Annotated in this window: 11 protein-coding genes and 1 tRNA gene; 4 read left to right on the top strand and 8 right to left on the bottom strand. The window is 72.5% G+C overall.

What is annotated here, in order from left to right:
- Positions 1-25: 25 nt before the first annotated feature.
- Together ACH4S8_RS00800 and ACH4S8_RS00795 are read right to left on the bottom strand one after the other, a co-directional pair.
- Positions 26-799 (bottom strand): sulfite exporter TauE/SafE family protein, encoded by a 774-nt coding sequence (locus ACH4S8_RS00800; RefSeq protein ID WP_398389583.1) that lies wholly within the window; start codon positions 797-799, stop codon positions 26-28.
- Between the two features lie 288 nt (positions 800-1,087).
- Positions 1,088-2,275, bottom strand: coding sequence for a thiolase family protein (locus tag ACH4S8_RS00795; protein WP_398389581.1), 1,188 nt, complete (start codon positions 2,273-2,275; stop codon positions 1,088-1,090).
- Positions 2,276-2,603: 328 nt separating this feature from the next.
- Here ACH4S8_RS00795 and ACH4S8_RS00790 point away from each other — a divergent pair, with 328 nt between their 5' ends.
- The 3 genes from ACH4S8_RS00790 (at position 2,604) to ACH4S8_RS00780 (ending at position 6,408) form a co-directional block, all read left to right on the top strand.
- The gene (locus tag ACH4S8_RS00790) at positions 2,604-3,419 is read left to right on the top strand and encodes an SAM-dependent methyltransferase (protein ID WP_398389579.1); all 816 of its coding nucleotides are present in this window, start codon (positions 2,604-2,606) and stop codon (positions 3,417-3,419) included.
- Positions 3,420-3,608: 189 nt separating this feature from the next.
- Complete coding sequence (locus ACH4S8_RS00785; RefSeq protein WP_398389577.1) at positions 3,609-4,373, top strand: CBS domain-containing protein; 765 nt, start codon at positions 3,609-3,611, stop codon at positions 4,371-4,373.
- 298 nt (positions 4,374-4,671) lie between these two features.
- Complete coding sequence (locus ACH4S8_RS00780) at positions 4,672-6,408, top strand: GAF domain-containing protein (protein WP_398389575.1); 1,737 nt, start codon at positions 4,672-4,674, stop codon at positions 6,406-6,408.
- 62 nt (positions 6,409-6,470) lie between these two features.
- Here ACH4S8_RS00780 and ACH4S8_RS00775 read toward each other — a convergent pair whose 3' ends face one another.
- Entirely contained in the window at positions 6,471-8,285 is a 1,815-nt protein-coding gene (locus ACH4S8_RS00775) for an ABC transporter ATP-binding protein (protein WP_398389573.1), read from the bottom strand.
- A 259-nt stretch (positions 8,286-8,544) separates the two neighbouring features.
- On the opposite strand from ACH4S8_RS00775, the gene ACH4S8_RS00770 reads away from it, so the two are divergent.
- Positions 8,545-10,692 carry a SpoIIE family protein phosphatase gene (locus tag ACH4S8_RS00770; RefSeq protein WP_398389571.1) on the top strand — a complete coding sequence of 716 codons (2,148 nt, stop codon included), beginning with the start codon at positions 8,545-8,547 and terminating at the stop codon, positions 10,690-10,692.
- A 98-nt stretch (positions 10,693-10,790) separates the two neighbouring features.
- Here the strand turns inward: ACH4S8_RS00770 and ACH4S8_RS00765 are convergent.
- The 5 genes from ACH4S8_RS00765 to ACH4S8_RS00745 all read right to left on the bottom strand — a co-directional run bounded on the left by ACH4S8_RS00765 (position 10,791) and on the right by ACH4S8_RS00745 (position 14,125).
- Positions 10,791-10,864: transfer RNA gene (locus ACH4S8_RS00765), tRNA-Pro, on the bottom strand.
- Between the two features lie 57 nt (positions 10,865-10,921).
- Positions 10,922-12,259 (bottom strand): MFS transporter, encoded by a 1,338-nt coding sequence (locus ACH4S8_RS00760; protein ID WP_398389569.1) that lies wholly within the window; start codon positions 12,257-12,259, stop codon positions 10,922-10,924.
- 256 nt (positions 12,260-12,515) lie between these two features.
- Complete coding sequence (locus tag ACH4S8_RS00755; protein WP_398389567.1) at positions 12,516-12,875, bottom strand: MmcQ/YjbR family DNA-binding protein; 360 nt, start codon at positions 12,873-12,875, stop codon at positions 12,516-12,518.
- 144 nt (positions 12,876-13,019) lie between these two features.
- Positions 13,020-13,553, bottom strand: coding sequence for a GNAT family N-acetyltransferase (locus ACH4S8_RS00750; protein WP_398390681.1), 534 nt, complete (start codon positions 13,551-13,553; stop codon positions 13,020-13,022).
- Positions 13,553-14,125, bottom strand: coding sequence for a helix-turn-helix domain-containing protein (locus ACH4S8_RS00745; RefSeq protein ID WP_398389565.1), 573 nt, complete (start codon positions 14,123-14,125; stop codon positions 13,553-13,555). The genes ACH4S8_RS00750 and ACH4S8_RS00745 overlap by 1 nt, the downstream gene beginning before the upstream one ends.
- Between the last annotated feature and the right edge of the window lies 1 nt (position 14,126).

Genomic DNA, 14,126 nt, shown 5'->3' with positions numbered 1-14,126 from the left:
GGGGACGGCCGAGCAGGGGCGGCGGTCAGCGGAGCAGCAGCTGTACTCCGCCCACCACCGTCGCCGCGATCACCAGACGGTCGAAGAGCAGCTGGTTGATGCGCTTCACCGCCCACTTCCCGAGGAACGCCCCCGGCACCACGAAGACGGCCAGCGCCGCGTCCAGCAGCAGCGAACGGCCGTCGATCAGGCCGAGGCCCGCGCTGAACGGCAGCTTGGAGACGTTGACGATCAGGAAGAAGAAGGCGGAGGTGCCGAGGAAGCCGAGCTTGCGGAAGCCCGCCGAGAGGAGATACATCGACATGACCGGGCCGCCCGCGTTGGCGACCATGGTGGTGAATCCGCCGAGGACGCCGTAGGAACGCGCCCTGACGCGGCCCGCGCGGGTCACGACGGCGTCGGGTTCCTCGTCCTGGACGGCCGCCCGGCGGCGCCACAGCGTGATCCCGGTCATCAGCAGCAGGGTCACGCCGATCGAGGCCCGTACGACGGCGTCGTCCGCCCACACTAGGAACACCGTGCCGAGCACGACACCGGCGGCGACCGCCGGGAACAGCCGCCACAGCGTGGGCCAGTGGGCGTGGCGCCGGTAGGTGGCGACGGCGAGCACATCGCCGACGATCAGGAGGGGCAGCAGAACGCCCGTCGAGGCGCGAGCGGGCAGTACGGCGGCGAAGACCGCCAGACTGACCGTGTTGGCGCCGCTGACGGCGGTCTTGGAGAAGCCGACGAGCATCGCCGCGGCGGCCAGAGCGGCGAACTCCCCCATGGATATGTGCCAGAGCGTCATCGTGTTCATGCGGGGGTCGATGCTATGCCCACGCTTCTCGCCGCCCCGACGAGGGTCCCGCGGGGTGTTCGATCCGGGCCTCCGGCGGACCGGGGCGACCGGCGGACCGGGGCGGGCGGGTCCACCCAGGTCGGCCTGTCCACCCGGGTCAGCCGGTGTCCGAGGTCGTCCGGTGTACCGGGCGGACCCGGCCGGGCGGGCGCGCGCGAGGGCGTACGGCCACCCGTGACGTCCCCGCTCCGCGTAGTGACGCCCCCGCGTACGAGACCCGCGGCCCGGGATCCGGAGCCCGGGACGTCAGTGGCGCTCCACCAGGACCGCGCTGCCCTGCCCCACACCGACGCACATGGTGGCCAGTCCGCGCTCGGCGCCCGTGCGGCGCATGCGGTGCAGCAGGGTGGCGAGGATGCGGGCTCCCGAGGCGCCGAGCGGGTGCCCCAGCGCGATGGCGCCGCCGGTCGGGTTGACGAGGTCGGGGTCGATGCCGAGCTGGTCCACGCAGGCGAGGGCCTGGGCGGCGAACGCCTCGTTGAACTCGGCCTCCTGGATGTCGGCGACGCTCCAGCCGACGCGTGCGAGCGCCTTGCGGGTCGCGGGCACCGGGCCGATGCCCATGACGTCGGGATGGACACCGGCCGAGGCCCCGGCGACGTAGCGCCCGAGGGATTCCAGCCCGAGGTCGTTCAGGGCTTCCTCGCTGACGAGCAGCACGCCCGCGGCGCCGTCGTTCATCGGCGAGGCGTTGCCCGCGGTGACGGTGCCGCCGGCTCGGAACACCGGCTTGAGACGGGCCAGTTTGTCGAGCGAGGTGTCCTCCCGTACGCATTCGTCGCTGTCGACGATCACGCCGTCGGCACGCTCCACCGGAAGGAGTTCGGCGTCGAAGCACCCGTTCTTGCGGGCGTCCGCCGCACGCCGGTGGCTGCGCAGCGCGAACGCGTCCTGCCGCTCGCGCGAGACGCCGTAGCGCCCGGCGACCTCCTCGGCGGTCTCCCCCATGGACAGGACGCCGTGCAGGTCCTTCATCGCCGGGTTGACCAGGCGCCAGCCGAGCCGGGTGTCGACGGTCTCGATGCGGTGCGGCAGCGCCTCGTCCGGGCGGGGCAGCACGAAGGGGGCCCGGCTCATGGACTCGGAGCCGCCGGCCAGCACGATGTCGGCCTCGCCGGAGGCGATGGCGCGGGCCGCCGTCGTGATGGCTTCGAGGCCGGAGGCGCAGAGCCGGTTGACGGTGGCGCCGGGCACGCTGTCGGGCAGTCCGGCGAGCAGCGCGGCCATCCGGGCGACATTGCGGTTGTCCTCGCCGGCCTGGTTGGCCGCGCCCCAGTAGACGTCGTCGACGCGGGCCGGATCCAGTGTCGGCACCTCGGCGACCAGAGCGCGGACGACGCCCGCGGCGAGGTCGTCGGGCCGTACGGAGGACAGGGCACCGCGCAGCTTGCCGATGGGCGTGCGGCGGGCGGCCGCGAAGTGGACGGGACGCACGACAGGACTCCTGACGGACACCGGCGACCGGGCACCGGACGTTGACGAGGACAAGCCAGCACCAGCATTAATTAGCACTGCTAGTTTTGGACTATATCGCCGCACCGGCCCCTTGGGAAGATCCCCTGCCGCCGGTATCCGCTCATCCACCCATCCGCCCCGAACACCCGAGTCCGTACGGATCGTTCCACGGCCGTGGCGACCTCGGCGGTGGCCGGGGATCGACGGCCGCCGGCTCCGCCCCGCGCACGGATGGCAGACTGCTCGCGCACCCCGCCGGACCCAGGCCGACGGGGCGAACAGGCCCAGTGGAACGGGGAGTTGTCGCATGACGGGGACGGGGTCCACCGCGGACGGGATCGACACCACCCGGCCGCATCCGGCACGGGTGTACGACTGGTATCTGGGCGGCAAGGACAACTATCCGGTCGACGAGCGGCTCGGGCAGCAGATCACGGCGCGTGATCCCGGGGCCAAGCGGGCCGCGCGCAGCAACCGGTGGTTCATGCAGCGGGCCACCCGCCACCTGGTCCGCACGGCGGGAATCCGCCAGTTCCTGGACATCGGCACCGGCATTCCCACCGAGCCCAATCTCCACCAGATCGCGCAGGGCACCGCTCCGGACGCGCGGGTGGTGTACGTCGACAACGACCCGATCGTGCTCGCCCACGCCGAGGCGCTGCTGCGCGGCACGGACGAGGGCATGACGGCGTACGTCCAGGCGGACGCGCGCGAGCCGCGGAAGATCCTCGACGAGGCCGCGCGCGTGCTGGACCTCGACCGGCCCGTGGCCCTGTCGCTGATCGCGCTGATGCACTTCATCGCCGACGACAGCGGCGCGTACGAGCTGGTCGGGACTCTGGTCGACGCGCTGGCGCCGGGCAGCTACCTGTCGCTGTCCGCGATGACCGCCGACTTCGAGCCGGAGGAGGTCCGGCAGGGCATCGAGGCGTACGCGCGCGGCGGCGTCACCCTGGTGGGCCGTTCGCACGCGGGCGTGAGCCGCTTCTTCGAGGGGCTCGACCTGGTCGAACCGGGCATCGTCTCGGTGAAGGACTGGCGTCCCGAGCTCGCGGAGGGGGAGCACGCGATCGGCGACGAACCGGTGTCCCTGTACGGCGGGGTCGGCCTCAAGAGCCGGTGAGGCCCGGGCCGGGAATGCCGGGACCGGATCCGTGGACCTGCCGGCCGGGATGCTCCGGCCCCCGCTGAGGACGCTCCGGCCCTCGGCCGAGGACGGTCCGGCCCCTAGCCGAGGACGATCGGCCCCTGGCCCCGGACGCGCCGGCGCGGAACCATGGAAAGCCGTCCGAGCAGGAAGCGAGGTGGCGAGATGACCCTCATCGTCGGGCAGGTGATGACCAGCGAGGTCGTCGGGGCGCATCGGAGGATGTCCTTCAAGGACGTGGCCCGGCTGCTGGACCGGTACCGGATCAGCGGGCTGCCGGTCGTGGACGACGACGACAAGGTCGTGGGCGTGATCTCGGAGACCGATCTGCTGCGCCTGCAGGCGGCCCGGTCCGGGCGCGGTCGGGAGGCGCGCCGCCTGCTGCCGTCGCTGCGCCGCGCGCTGCCGTGGCCGCCCCGTCCGGAGCGGGCGGCGCGCCGCGCGGCGACCGCCGGGGCGGAGCCCGGCCGGTCCACGACCGCGGAGCAGCTGATGTCGTCGCCCGCGGTCACCGTGCATCCGGAGCTGCGCGTGGCCGATGCCGCCCGGGTCATGGAACGCCATGGCGTCGAGCGGCTTCCCGTGGTGGACGAGGAGGACCGGCTGATCGGGATCGCCACCCGCCGCGATCTGCTGCGGGTGTTCCTGCGGACGGACGAGGAGATCCGCCGTGAGGTCGCGGACGACGTGATGGGGCGGGCGCTGTCGCTGCCGCCGCATTCCGTGATCGTCTCGGTCGGCGACGGAGTGGTGACGCTGGAGGGGCGGCTGGAGCACCGCAGCGAGATCCCGGAGGCCGTCCGGCTGACGTGGCGGGTCGACGGCGTGGTGGGGGTCATGAACAGTCTGACCTTCCGGATCGACGACACCCGCCCGGCGGAGCGGCACCCCTCGCACCGGATCGACCACCAGTGGCTGCCCGAACGCTGAGCCCGAACGCCGAGCGCCGCGCGGGCCACCGACGGACGGGACGCACGGCCGTCGGTGGACGGGACGCGTGGGCCGTCGGCAGACGGGACGCACGGGCCGTGGACGGATCGGGACGCATGCCCGTCGGCAGACGGGACGCACGGCCGTCGGCGGGCGTGCGGACGCCTCCTGAACCATTCGCGCGTGTTCCTCCCTTCCGCTCTCCAAGCCGTCGCCGCATTCCGTACAGGTGCCCGCCCTCGGGCACGGGCGGTCGGGCATCATGGCTTCGACGGGCGGTAAGTGGAGGGGATCTCGAATGGACCAGAGCGCGCACCTTCCGGAGGAGGCGTCGGCCCCGCAGTTCCGGCTGGACGCCCTGCTGGAGGACCTGCAGGAGCAGGTGCAGCGTGTGCGCGGCACCCAGAACCGGGTGCACACCCTTCTCGAGGCGGTTCTCGCGATCGGCAGCGACCTTGACCTCGACGTGGTCCTGCGGCAGATCGTGGAGTCCGCGGTACAGCTCGTGGACTGCCGCTACGGGGCGCTCGGCGTCCTCGGTGACGAGGGCGGCATCAAGCAGTTCATCACGGTGGGGATCGACGAAGAGACCATCGCGCGCATCGGGAACTACCCCCGGGGAGAAGGCATCCTCGGCCTGCTCATCCGCGAGCCGCACGCACTGCGGCTCCCCGTTCTGAGCGACCACCCGGACTCCGTCGGCTTCCCTGCCGGTCACCCCCCGATGACCACGTTCCTCGGCACCCCCGTACAGGTCCGCGACAAGATCTTCGGCAATCTGTACCTCACGGAGAAGCACGGTGGAGCCGAGTTCGACGCCGAGGACGAGGCGGTCCTGCGCACGCTCGGCGCGGCGGCCGGTGTGGCCATCGACAACGCCCGGCTCTACGACGACGCCCGGCGCCGTGAGCGCTGGCTGGCCGCGAGCAGCGACCTGACCCGCACCCTGCTGTCGGGCGCCGACCCAGTGGAGGTCCTGCACGCGTTCACGGCGACGGTCCGAGAGCTGTCCGACGCGGATCTGGTGACTCTGGCACTGCCGGTGACCGGCACCACGGACCTGGTCATCGAGTCCGCCGAGGGACGCGACGCCGACCGGGTGCGAGGCCTGACCCTGCCCGAGGGAACGAGCCTGGCGGCCAAGGTGTACGCCTCCGGCGAGACGATCGTCAGCCCCTCGCTCAGTCAGGACCCGCGCACCGGCACGGGCAGCGCGTCGGTCCTCGACCTCGGTCCGGCGTTCGTGATCCCGCTCGGCACCCCTGAGCGGGTGCGGGGCGTCCTCCAGGTCGCGAACCGGCAGGGCGCCCCCGCGTTTCCCGACGCCACCATCGACATGATCGCCGGGTTCGCCGGCCACGCCGCGCTGGCCCTGGAGATCGCCGAGCACCGCCGCGACGCGGAACAGCTGCTCGTCCTCAACGACCGTGACCGCATCGCGCGCGACCTGCACGACCTGGCCATCCAGCGGCTCTTCGCGGGCGGCCTCAGCCTGCAGTCGGTCCTCAACCGGCTCGCCGACCGGCCCGACGTGGCCGAGCGCGTCCAGCGGGTGGTGGACGATCTCGACGACACGATCAAGGTCGTACGCTCCACGATCTATGCCCTGCGGGAGAGCGACCGCTCGGACGCCGACACCGGTCTGCGCGCCCGGCTGGTCACCGAGGTGGCCCGCGCGGCCGAGACGCTCGGCTTCGCCCCCGCGCTGCGCATGAGCGGCCTGCTGGACACCGACGTGTCCGTCGAGCAGCGGGAACACGTGGTGGCGGTCCTGCGCGAGGCCCTGTCCAACACGGCCCGGCACGCCCACGCCACCGCCGTGGAGGTCACCGCCGAGGCCACCGCCGACACGCTGCGGCTGCGGGTGGCGGACAACGGCCGCGGCATGGGCCCCGACGTCACCCGCCGCAGCGGTCTCGGCAACATCGGCACCCGCGCCGAGCACCTGGGCGGCAGCTGCGCCCTGACGTCCAACGAGCCGAGCGGCACCGTCCTGGAGTGGACGGTACCGCTGCACCACGACGACCCGGCCTGAACCGCGACGGACCGTCCCGGCCCCGGACGGACCGGCCTGATCCCGGACGGACCGGCCCGGGTTCAGCGCCGGTCGGCCGTGGCGGGGCTGTCGTCGATGAAGCCGCCGGACTGATGGCGCCACAGCTTCGCGTAGGCGCCGTCCGACGCGAGCAGTTCCTGGTGCGTGCCCTGTTCGACGATCTTTCCGTGGTCGAGGACGACGAGCCGGTCCATGCCGGCGACCGTGCTCAGCCGGTGCGCCACGACGAGCGCCGTACGCCGTTCCATGAGCCGCCACAGCGCCGACTGGACGAGGATCTCGCTCTCGGAGTCCAGGGCACTGGTCGCCTCGTCGAGCAGCAGGATCGGCGCGTCGCGCAGGATCGCGCGGGCGAGGGCGACCCGCTGGCGCTGGCCGCCGGACAGCTTGATGCCGCGCTCTCCGACCATGGTCGCGAATCCGTCCGGCAGGGCGTCGGCGAACTCCGTGACGTGTGCCGCCTCGGCCGCGCGGCGGATCTCCTCCTCGGTGGCGTCCGGGCGGGCGAAGGCGATGTTGTCCCGCAGCGTGCGGTGGAACATCGCCGGGTCCTGCGGCACGTACGCGATCAGGCTGCGCAGGTCGGCCTGGCGCAGCCTGCTGATGTCCTGGCCGCCGATCAGGATCCGGCCGCCCTCGATGTCCGTCATCCGCAGCAGCAGCCGGGTGAGCGTGGTCTTGCCGCCGCCCGACCGGCCGACCAGACCGACCTTCGCCCCGCTGGGCACGTCCAGTTCGAGCCCGGTGAAGAGCGGTTCGGCGCCGCCGTGGGTGAAGGTCACCTGTTCGAAGCGGACATCGGCGTCGCTGGAGCGCAGCGGCTCCGGGGCGACCGGGTCGAGCACGGTAGGCGGTGTCATCAGCAGCTCGGTGAACTGGGCGGCCTCCGTCATCGAGCTCTCCAGACGCCTGTAGATCTGGTTGAACTCGAACATGATGCGGGTCGCGTTGGCGTAGTAGGTGAAGGCGACCACCACCGCCTCCACGCCGTGCGCGCCCCCGCCGAGCGTGACCGCGAGCAGCAGGCCGAGCGCGTTGGTCAGGACGGACATCGGCGCGACGAACGTGTCGATGCGCAGGTTGCCGTAGTCCCAGGAGCGCAGGGTGAGCCGCCGCGACACCGCGACCCGGGAGCGGTGCTCCGCGGCCTCGCGCTTCTCGGCCGCGAAGGCCCGGACGGTGTCCATGTTCATCAGGCTGTCGGCGACATGGCCCGAGACCCGGGCGATCGCCTCCTCGCGCTCGTCGACGAGTGCCTGGCGGCGGCGGATGAGCGGCACCACGCACAGCCCCGTCACGGCGATCATCACCAGGAGTCCGACGACGAGCAGCGGTTCGTAGCGCCACAGGACCACCGAGCCGAAGAGGAGCGGTACGAGGCTGCCCACGACCTGGAACGTCATCGTGTCGACGAACTCCTCGTAGCGGGAGGCGAAGCTCAGCACCCGTTTGGTCAGCGAGCCGGCGAAGTTGTCGTGGAAGAACGAGGCGTCCTTGGCGAACAGTTCGTCCATGCCGATCACGTACAGCCGCTCGATGCCGAGGGCGTCGAGGCGGTTCAGACAGTGCAGACCGAGGCGCCAGAACGCCTCCGCGAGGAGCAGGATGCCGCCGAAGGCGAGGACGTAGGGCAGTGCGGTACCGGCGGAGACGCCGCCGTCGCCCGCGATCCGGCCGACGAGCTTCGCGACGACGAGCGGCGCGACGTAGCTGATGCCGATGTTGCCCAGCGCCGGCAGCAGCATGCCCGGCACGGTCAGCCGCCGGAGCCTGCGCAGCTCCCTCCCGTAGTAACGGAGGGCGAGGAGCACCGGCCCCTTGCCCGGCAATGCCTTGCGTGATTCAGGAGACGTCATCACAACCCTGTGTCGTCGTACGGCTGCCCGCCGCGTCGTCCGAGGGCACATCGCCTCGGCTCCCCAAGGCGTCGATGTCCGGACATGGGAAGGCAAGAAGTCACATCGTCCCGTGGCGGCGGCCGCACGGTCCAAGCGTTTTTCTCGGCCATCGACGGCCCCGCTCCGGTGGGGGCGGCCTCGCTCCGGTGGCAGGAGCCCGCCGACGGAGGTTGGATCGGTCCGACGGATCGTTGCCGACCCATCGAGGTGTTCCGTCGTGACCGATGGATACCGCCCGAAAGCCGACCCGGCGGGCGAGGAACTGGGGGACGCGCTCCTGGACGCGCTGTTCTCCCGGTCTCCGGCCGGTCTGCACGTCTACGACCGGCACCTGCGACTCGTACGGGTGAACCCCGCCGCGCGCATGATGCGCGACTTCCCCATCCACCACATGGTCGGGCGCTCGCTGTCCGAGATACTCCAGGCCTTCGACATCCCCGACCGTGGTGTCATCGAGCGGACCGCCCGGCAGGTGCTGGAGTCCGGCGGCCCCGTGTTCGACCTGCTCGTCCGGCTCCGCAGCCGGAGCGGGCCCGCCGTCGAGGCCGTTGCCTCGGTCGACATCCTGCGGCTCCAGCACGCCGACGGAACCGTGCTCGGGGTCGCCGCCGCCCTGACCGACGTCACCGCCCGCGTACGGGCCGAGGCGGGTCTGCGTCTGCTGAACGAAGCGGCCACCCGGGTCGGCACCACTCTGGACGTGTTCCGCACCGCCGCGGAGTTCAGCGACCTCGCCGTCCCCCGTCTGGCCGACACCGTGACCGTCGACGTCTACGACACCGTCGTACGCGGCCACGCGCCCACGCCGGAGTCCCGCGACCAGGGGGCAGCCCTGCGGCGCGCGGGATTCCGCTCCGCGGCCGGTCCCGACTTCCAGGGCGTGCCCAGAACGGGCGAGGTCACCTCCTACCCGCCCGCCACGCCCTACCGAGCCGCCCTGGACACCCTGGCGCCCAGGCTGATCAGCCGGCTGAACCCGGACGCCACCTGGCTCGACCCGGACCGGCGACGCGACGCCCGGATCCTGACCACCGGGGTGCACTCGATGCTGCTCGTCCCCATCCGCGCCCGGGGCCTGGTGCTCGGACTCGCCTGTTTCTACCGATGGCGCAATCCGACCCCGTTCGACGACAAGGACCTGGCCCTGGCGGAGCAGCTCACCACCCACGCCGCCCTCTGCCTGGACAACGCCCGCCAGTACGGACGCGAACGCTCCACGGCCCGCATCCTCACCGGCCGCCTCACCCATCCGGCGACGCCCGGAGCCGCCGCGATCGACCTCGCCCACACCTACCTGCCCGCGGGGACGGGCGGAGCCTGGTTCGACGTCATCCCCCTGTCCGGCGCCAGGATCGCGCTCGTCGCCGGGGACACGGCCGCGGAAGCAGGCACCGCCGACCCCGCGGCCATGGGCGAACTACGGGCCGCGATCGAGGCGCTGTCCGACCTCGACCTGCCACCCGACGAGATCCTGGAACGCCTGCACGACCTCGCCAGCCGCCCCCAGCCTGTCCCGCCCGGCACGCCCGGCCTCCCGCCCGACACCGCCCCGGCGAGCTGCCTCTACGTCGTCTACGACCCGGTCACCCGTCTCTGCACGGCGGCGAGCGCGGGACACCCGGCACCCGTCCTGATGCACCCGGGCGGTGACACCGAAGCCCTCGACGTCGACCCCGGCCCCCCGCTGGGCCAGGGCATCGCCCAGTACCGGTCGACCGAACGCGCCCTGCCCGCGGGCAGCACCCTGGTGCTCTACAACACCGCTCTCCTGGCCGATCCCCCGGTCATGGAGCGGTCGCTGCCGAGCCGGATCGGCGAGGCCGCGCCCGGCCTCTCCCTTCAGGCGCTGTGCGACTCGCTCGCCCTCGATCTGGTTCCCGACCGGCTCGACCACGACGCCTTCCTGCTCCTGGCCCGCACCCGCACGCTCGGCCCCGACCGGACCAACACCTGGACCTTCCCCAACAACCCCGCGATCGTCTCCATGGCGCGCAAGGCCGCGACCACCCAACTGGCCCACTGGGACATCGACGCCGATCTCGTCGACAACACCGCGCTCATCGTCAGCGAACTGGTGACCAACGCCGTCCGGTACGCCGAGGGACCGATCCGGCTGCGGCTGATCCTCGGCGACACCCTCACCTGCGAAGTCGCCGACGACAGCAGCACCGCCCCGCATCTGCGCCGGGCCCTGGACACGGACGAGCACGGGCGCGGGCTCTTCATCACCGCACAGCTCACCCGCCGCTGGGGCGTCCGGGGCGTCGACCGGGGCAAGGCGATCTGGGCCGAACAGGACCTCGTCCCGTCACCTCCGCCGCCGGTGCCGGAGAGGCAGGCACCCGTCGGAGCGGGGACACCGTGAGACATGCGGGTCCGGGGCAGGCCCGAAAGACGCCGAAGGCCGTCCTCTCGTGAAACGAGAGGACGGCCTTCGACCTGCGACTTCGGAGAAGACTCCAGTCGGGACGACAGGATTTGAACCTGCGACCCCTTGACCCCCAGTCAAGTGCGCTACCAAGCTGCGCCACGTCCCGATGCCCGTCTGACCTGGGGTTTCCCCTGGTTGGACGCGCACGGAAACAATACCGCACTCACGCCCGTGGTCGCGCACCCGTTTTGCGCGGGCCGGGTCGGTGACCGGCCCGTTCGAGCGGCGCGCCGGCGAGCGGCGACCGGGGCGCGGAGACGTCGACCCGCACCAGGTCCCGTATCGCGGGCACCGAGAGCAGGGCCATGGAGACGACGAGGGACATCACTCCGGCCACGAGAAGGACGTTGCCGGCGCCGAGGGCCGCGGCGGCCGGCCCCGCGAGCGCCTGGCCGACGGGCATCATCGCCAGGGAGCCCGCCACGTCGTAGGCGTGGATGCGGTTGAGGACGTCGGGCGCGACCTGCGTCTGCACACTGGTCGCCCACATCACGCCCCAGAACGAGGTGCCCGCCCCGGCGATCACCGCGCCCGCCGAGATCGCCGCCAGGCCGAACCCCGCCCCTACGGACGCCGGGAAGCAGGCGAAGGCCAGGAGGGCGAGGGAACCGGCGCGCAGCATGCGGCGCGGGCGCAGCCGCAGGGCGGTGAGCCCGCCGAGGACCGTGCCCGCGCCGAGGGCGGAGTTGATCAGGCCGTAGGCGCGCGGGCCGTGCCGCTGCACCACCTCGGTCGCCACCAGGGGAACGGTGGGACCCCAGACGGAGATCATGTACACGCACCAGATCACGATGACGGCCCACAGCCACGTACGGGATCTGAACTCCCGCCATCCTTCGGCGAGGTCGGCCTTGAAGCTGCCGCTGCGGGTCCGGCTTCCGGGGGCGGCCGGGGGCAGCCGGAGCAGCAGCAGGCACAGGGCGCTCAGCGCGTAGGTGCCGGCGTGGGCCACGAAGACCCCTCCGGCGGAGGCGAACGCGACCAGCAGACCCGCCAGGGCGGGTCCGGCGAGCTGGGCGGCGGACTCGGCGATCCGGATGGCGCCGTTGGCCCCCTGTATGTCGGTGGCCAGGCGCGGAACGGTGCTGGCGACACCGGGCTGGAAGACGGCGCCGGCCACGCCGTTGACCGCGCCGATCACGCAGATCTGCCAGAGGATCACATGGCCGGTGAAGAAGAGGGCGGCGGCGATCGACTGGGACACGAGCCGTACGAGGTCGGCGCCGATCATCAGCCTGCGGGTGCTGAACCGGTCGGCGATCACTCCGCCGAAGACGACCAGTCCGGCGAAGGGGGCGGCCGACGCCGCCATCGCGAGGCCGACGGCCCCCACTCCGTACCCGTACCGCAGCAGCCCCGCGGCGAGCGCCACCGGCAGCATGGTCTCGCCGAGCCGGGCGAGGGCCCGTGCGACGAAGAACAGGGCGAAGTCCCGCGACCAGACGGGCCGCGGAGGCCGGTCGTCGGGGAGATCGGCCCGTGAGCGGTCCGGGCCCGGCACCCCGGGACTCTCGGACCCGCGCCCGCCCGAACCGCCCCCGCCGTCGCCGGCGTCCGCCGTGCGGCCCCCCGCCGCACGCTCCGAAGGCTCTCCCGTCCACGGCTCCTCGCCCGATGACGTCCTGGACATCCCGCTCGTGCCCTCCCCCAGCCCCGGCCGCTCCCCCACGAAGCAGCCCGCCCCACGCTTCGTTCCCGTTCCGGATCACTCCGCGATGCGGATCATTCCACGGGGCACCGGCGGCGCAGAGGGTATTTCAGTCGGCGGACGGCAGGCCCAACTCGGGGTGGGCGTCGACGAGTCGGGGCGGGGCGGCCTGGCGCCAGGAGTCGGCGAGGACGGCATGGAGTTCCTCGTCGTCCTCCAGGGCCGCGAGCCGGGCCCGGACCCAGGCGAAACCGGCCTCGTGGTCGGCGATCCAGAACTTCTCCGGCTCGGCCAGGACCAGTTCGTCGCGCTCCTCCTTCGGACACCGCACCGCGATGGAGGTCTCCGCCTCGGGCAGCGTGGCGAACATCTTTCCCGCGACCCTGAAGGTGGGCATGCTCCAGGCGATCTTCTCCGTCGTGTCCGGCAGGGAAAGGGCGATACGGCGTACGTCTTCGGCATCCGGCATGAGACGCACGCTAGTCAATGCCACTGACATCGACGCGGCGAAGCACGACGTCAGCGGTGGACCGGCGGTACCGCCCGGGCATCCGGCGGCAGTACCTGCTCACGACCTCACGGGCCCGCGGCCTCCGCAGGAGTCCGGGCCCCGTCAGGCACCGTCGGCGAACGCTCCCGGCCGCTTGTAGAAGATCGTCGTCGAACGCAGTTCGCCCGACGGCGCCGCCGCGTAGTCCGGTATCGCCCCGATCCGGGTCCAGCCCGCCGAGAGGTACAGCGACTCGGCGGGGCTGCCGGTCTCGGTGTCCAGGTGGAGGAGGGTGATGCCCGCGGCGGCCGCTTCCGTCTCCGCGGTCGCAAGGAGCGTACGGCCGACGCCCTGTCCGCGGGCGTCCCGGTGGACCATCAGCTTGACGAGTTCGGCGCGGTGGCGGCTGTTGGGCTTGTCCGGGAAGGCGAGGGCGACCGTGCCGAGCAGCCGGCCCTCGGCGTGGGCCACCCAGACCGTCTGGTGCCCGGCCGCGACGGCGTCCACGCGCTCCCGCCAATGGGCGACGGCGTCCGCGCGGCCGAGCGGGGCGAGGAATCCGACCGAGGCGCCGCCGGCGACGGTGTCGGCGAGCAGGTCCGCCAACTCGTCGGCCACGTCATGGAGTTCGGCCGCGGTGAGGCGCGTGACGGTGATCACGGCAGCACCACCGCCAGCACGTAGCGCACGTCCGCGGGGCCCGGGCAGTGGAAGCGGGTCGGCCCCCATACGCGCAGCCGGAGGCAGTCACCGGTGCCGAGGCTGTGCCCGATGTCCTGCGCGGTCACGTCGAGCCGTCCGTCGAGGACCCAGATGTGCTGCTCCAGGCCGGGTACGGGAGGTCTGTCGTACGCGATGTCGGCGCCGGCCGTGAGCCGCCCCTCGACCAGTTCGCCGCGCAGTCCCGGGTACGGCGGCGACACCGATCGCCGGACGAATCCGGAGGCCCGGTCCGTCCAGACCGTCTGGTCGGCGGCGCGCACCAGGAGCGCGGCTTCCCGTTCGACCTCGCTGAGCAGCTGGGACATGGTCCGCCCGTACACGTGGCAGAGGCGGTTGAGGAGGGAGGCCGTGGGGCTGATCTCGGCACGCTCGGCACGGGAGAGGGTCGATCTGCTGATCCCGCTCCGCTCCGCCAGTTCGCCCAGGGTCCAGCCGTGTTCGGCCCGCAGCTCGGCCAACCGCGCCCCGAGCCGGACGTCGACGGCGCCATCGTCCTCGATTCCCATA

The organism is Streptomyces sp. NPDC021080, assembly GCF_044333225.1.
In the GTDB taxonomy this organism is placed as follows: Bacteria; Actinomycetota; Actinomycetes; order Streptomycetales; family Streptomycetaceae; genus Streptomyces.
The sequence above is the reverse complement of the archived record's forward strand: the minus strand, read 5'-3'. Positions and strand labels throughout refer to the sequence as shown.

Excerpts from the sequence above, each read along its gene's own strand:
- ACH4S8_RS00780 (WP_398389575.1), top strand. The coding sequence starts at position 4,672 with ATGGACCAGAGCGCGCACCTTCCGGAGGAGGCGTCGGCCCCGCAGTTC.
- ACH4S8_RS00745 (WP_398389565.1), bottom strand. The coding sequence starts at position 14,125 with ATGGGAATCGAGGACGATGGCGCCGTCGACGTCCGGCTCGGGGCGCGG.
- ACH4S8_RS00800 (WP_398389583.1), bottom strand. The coding sequence starts at position 799 with ATGAACACGATGACGCTCTGGCACATATCCATGGGGGAGTTCGCCGCT.
- ACH4S8_RS00755 (WP_398389567.1), bottom strand. The coding sequence starts at position 12,875 with ATGCCGGATGCCGAAGACGTACGCCGTATCGCCCTTTCCCTGCCGGAC.
- ACH4S8_RS00790 (WP_398389579.1), top strand. The coding sequence starts at position 2,604 with ATGACGGGGACGGGGTCCACCGCGGACGGGATCGACACCACCCGGCCG.
- ACH4S8_RS00775 (WP_398389573.1), bottom strand. The coding sequence starts at position 8,285 with ATGACGTCTCCTGAATCACGCAAGGCATTGCCGGGCAAGGGGCCGGTG.
- ACH4S8_RS00785 (WP_398389577.1), top strand. The coding sequence starts at position 3,609 with ATGACCCTCATCGTCGGGCAGGTGATGACCAGCGAGGTCGTCGGGGCG.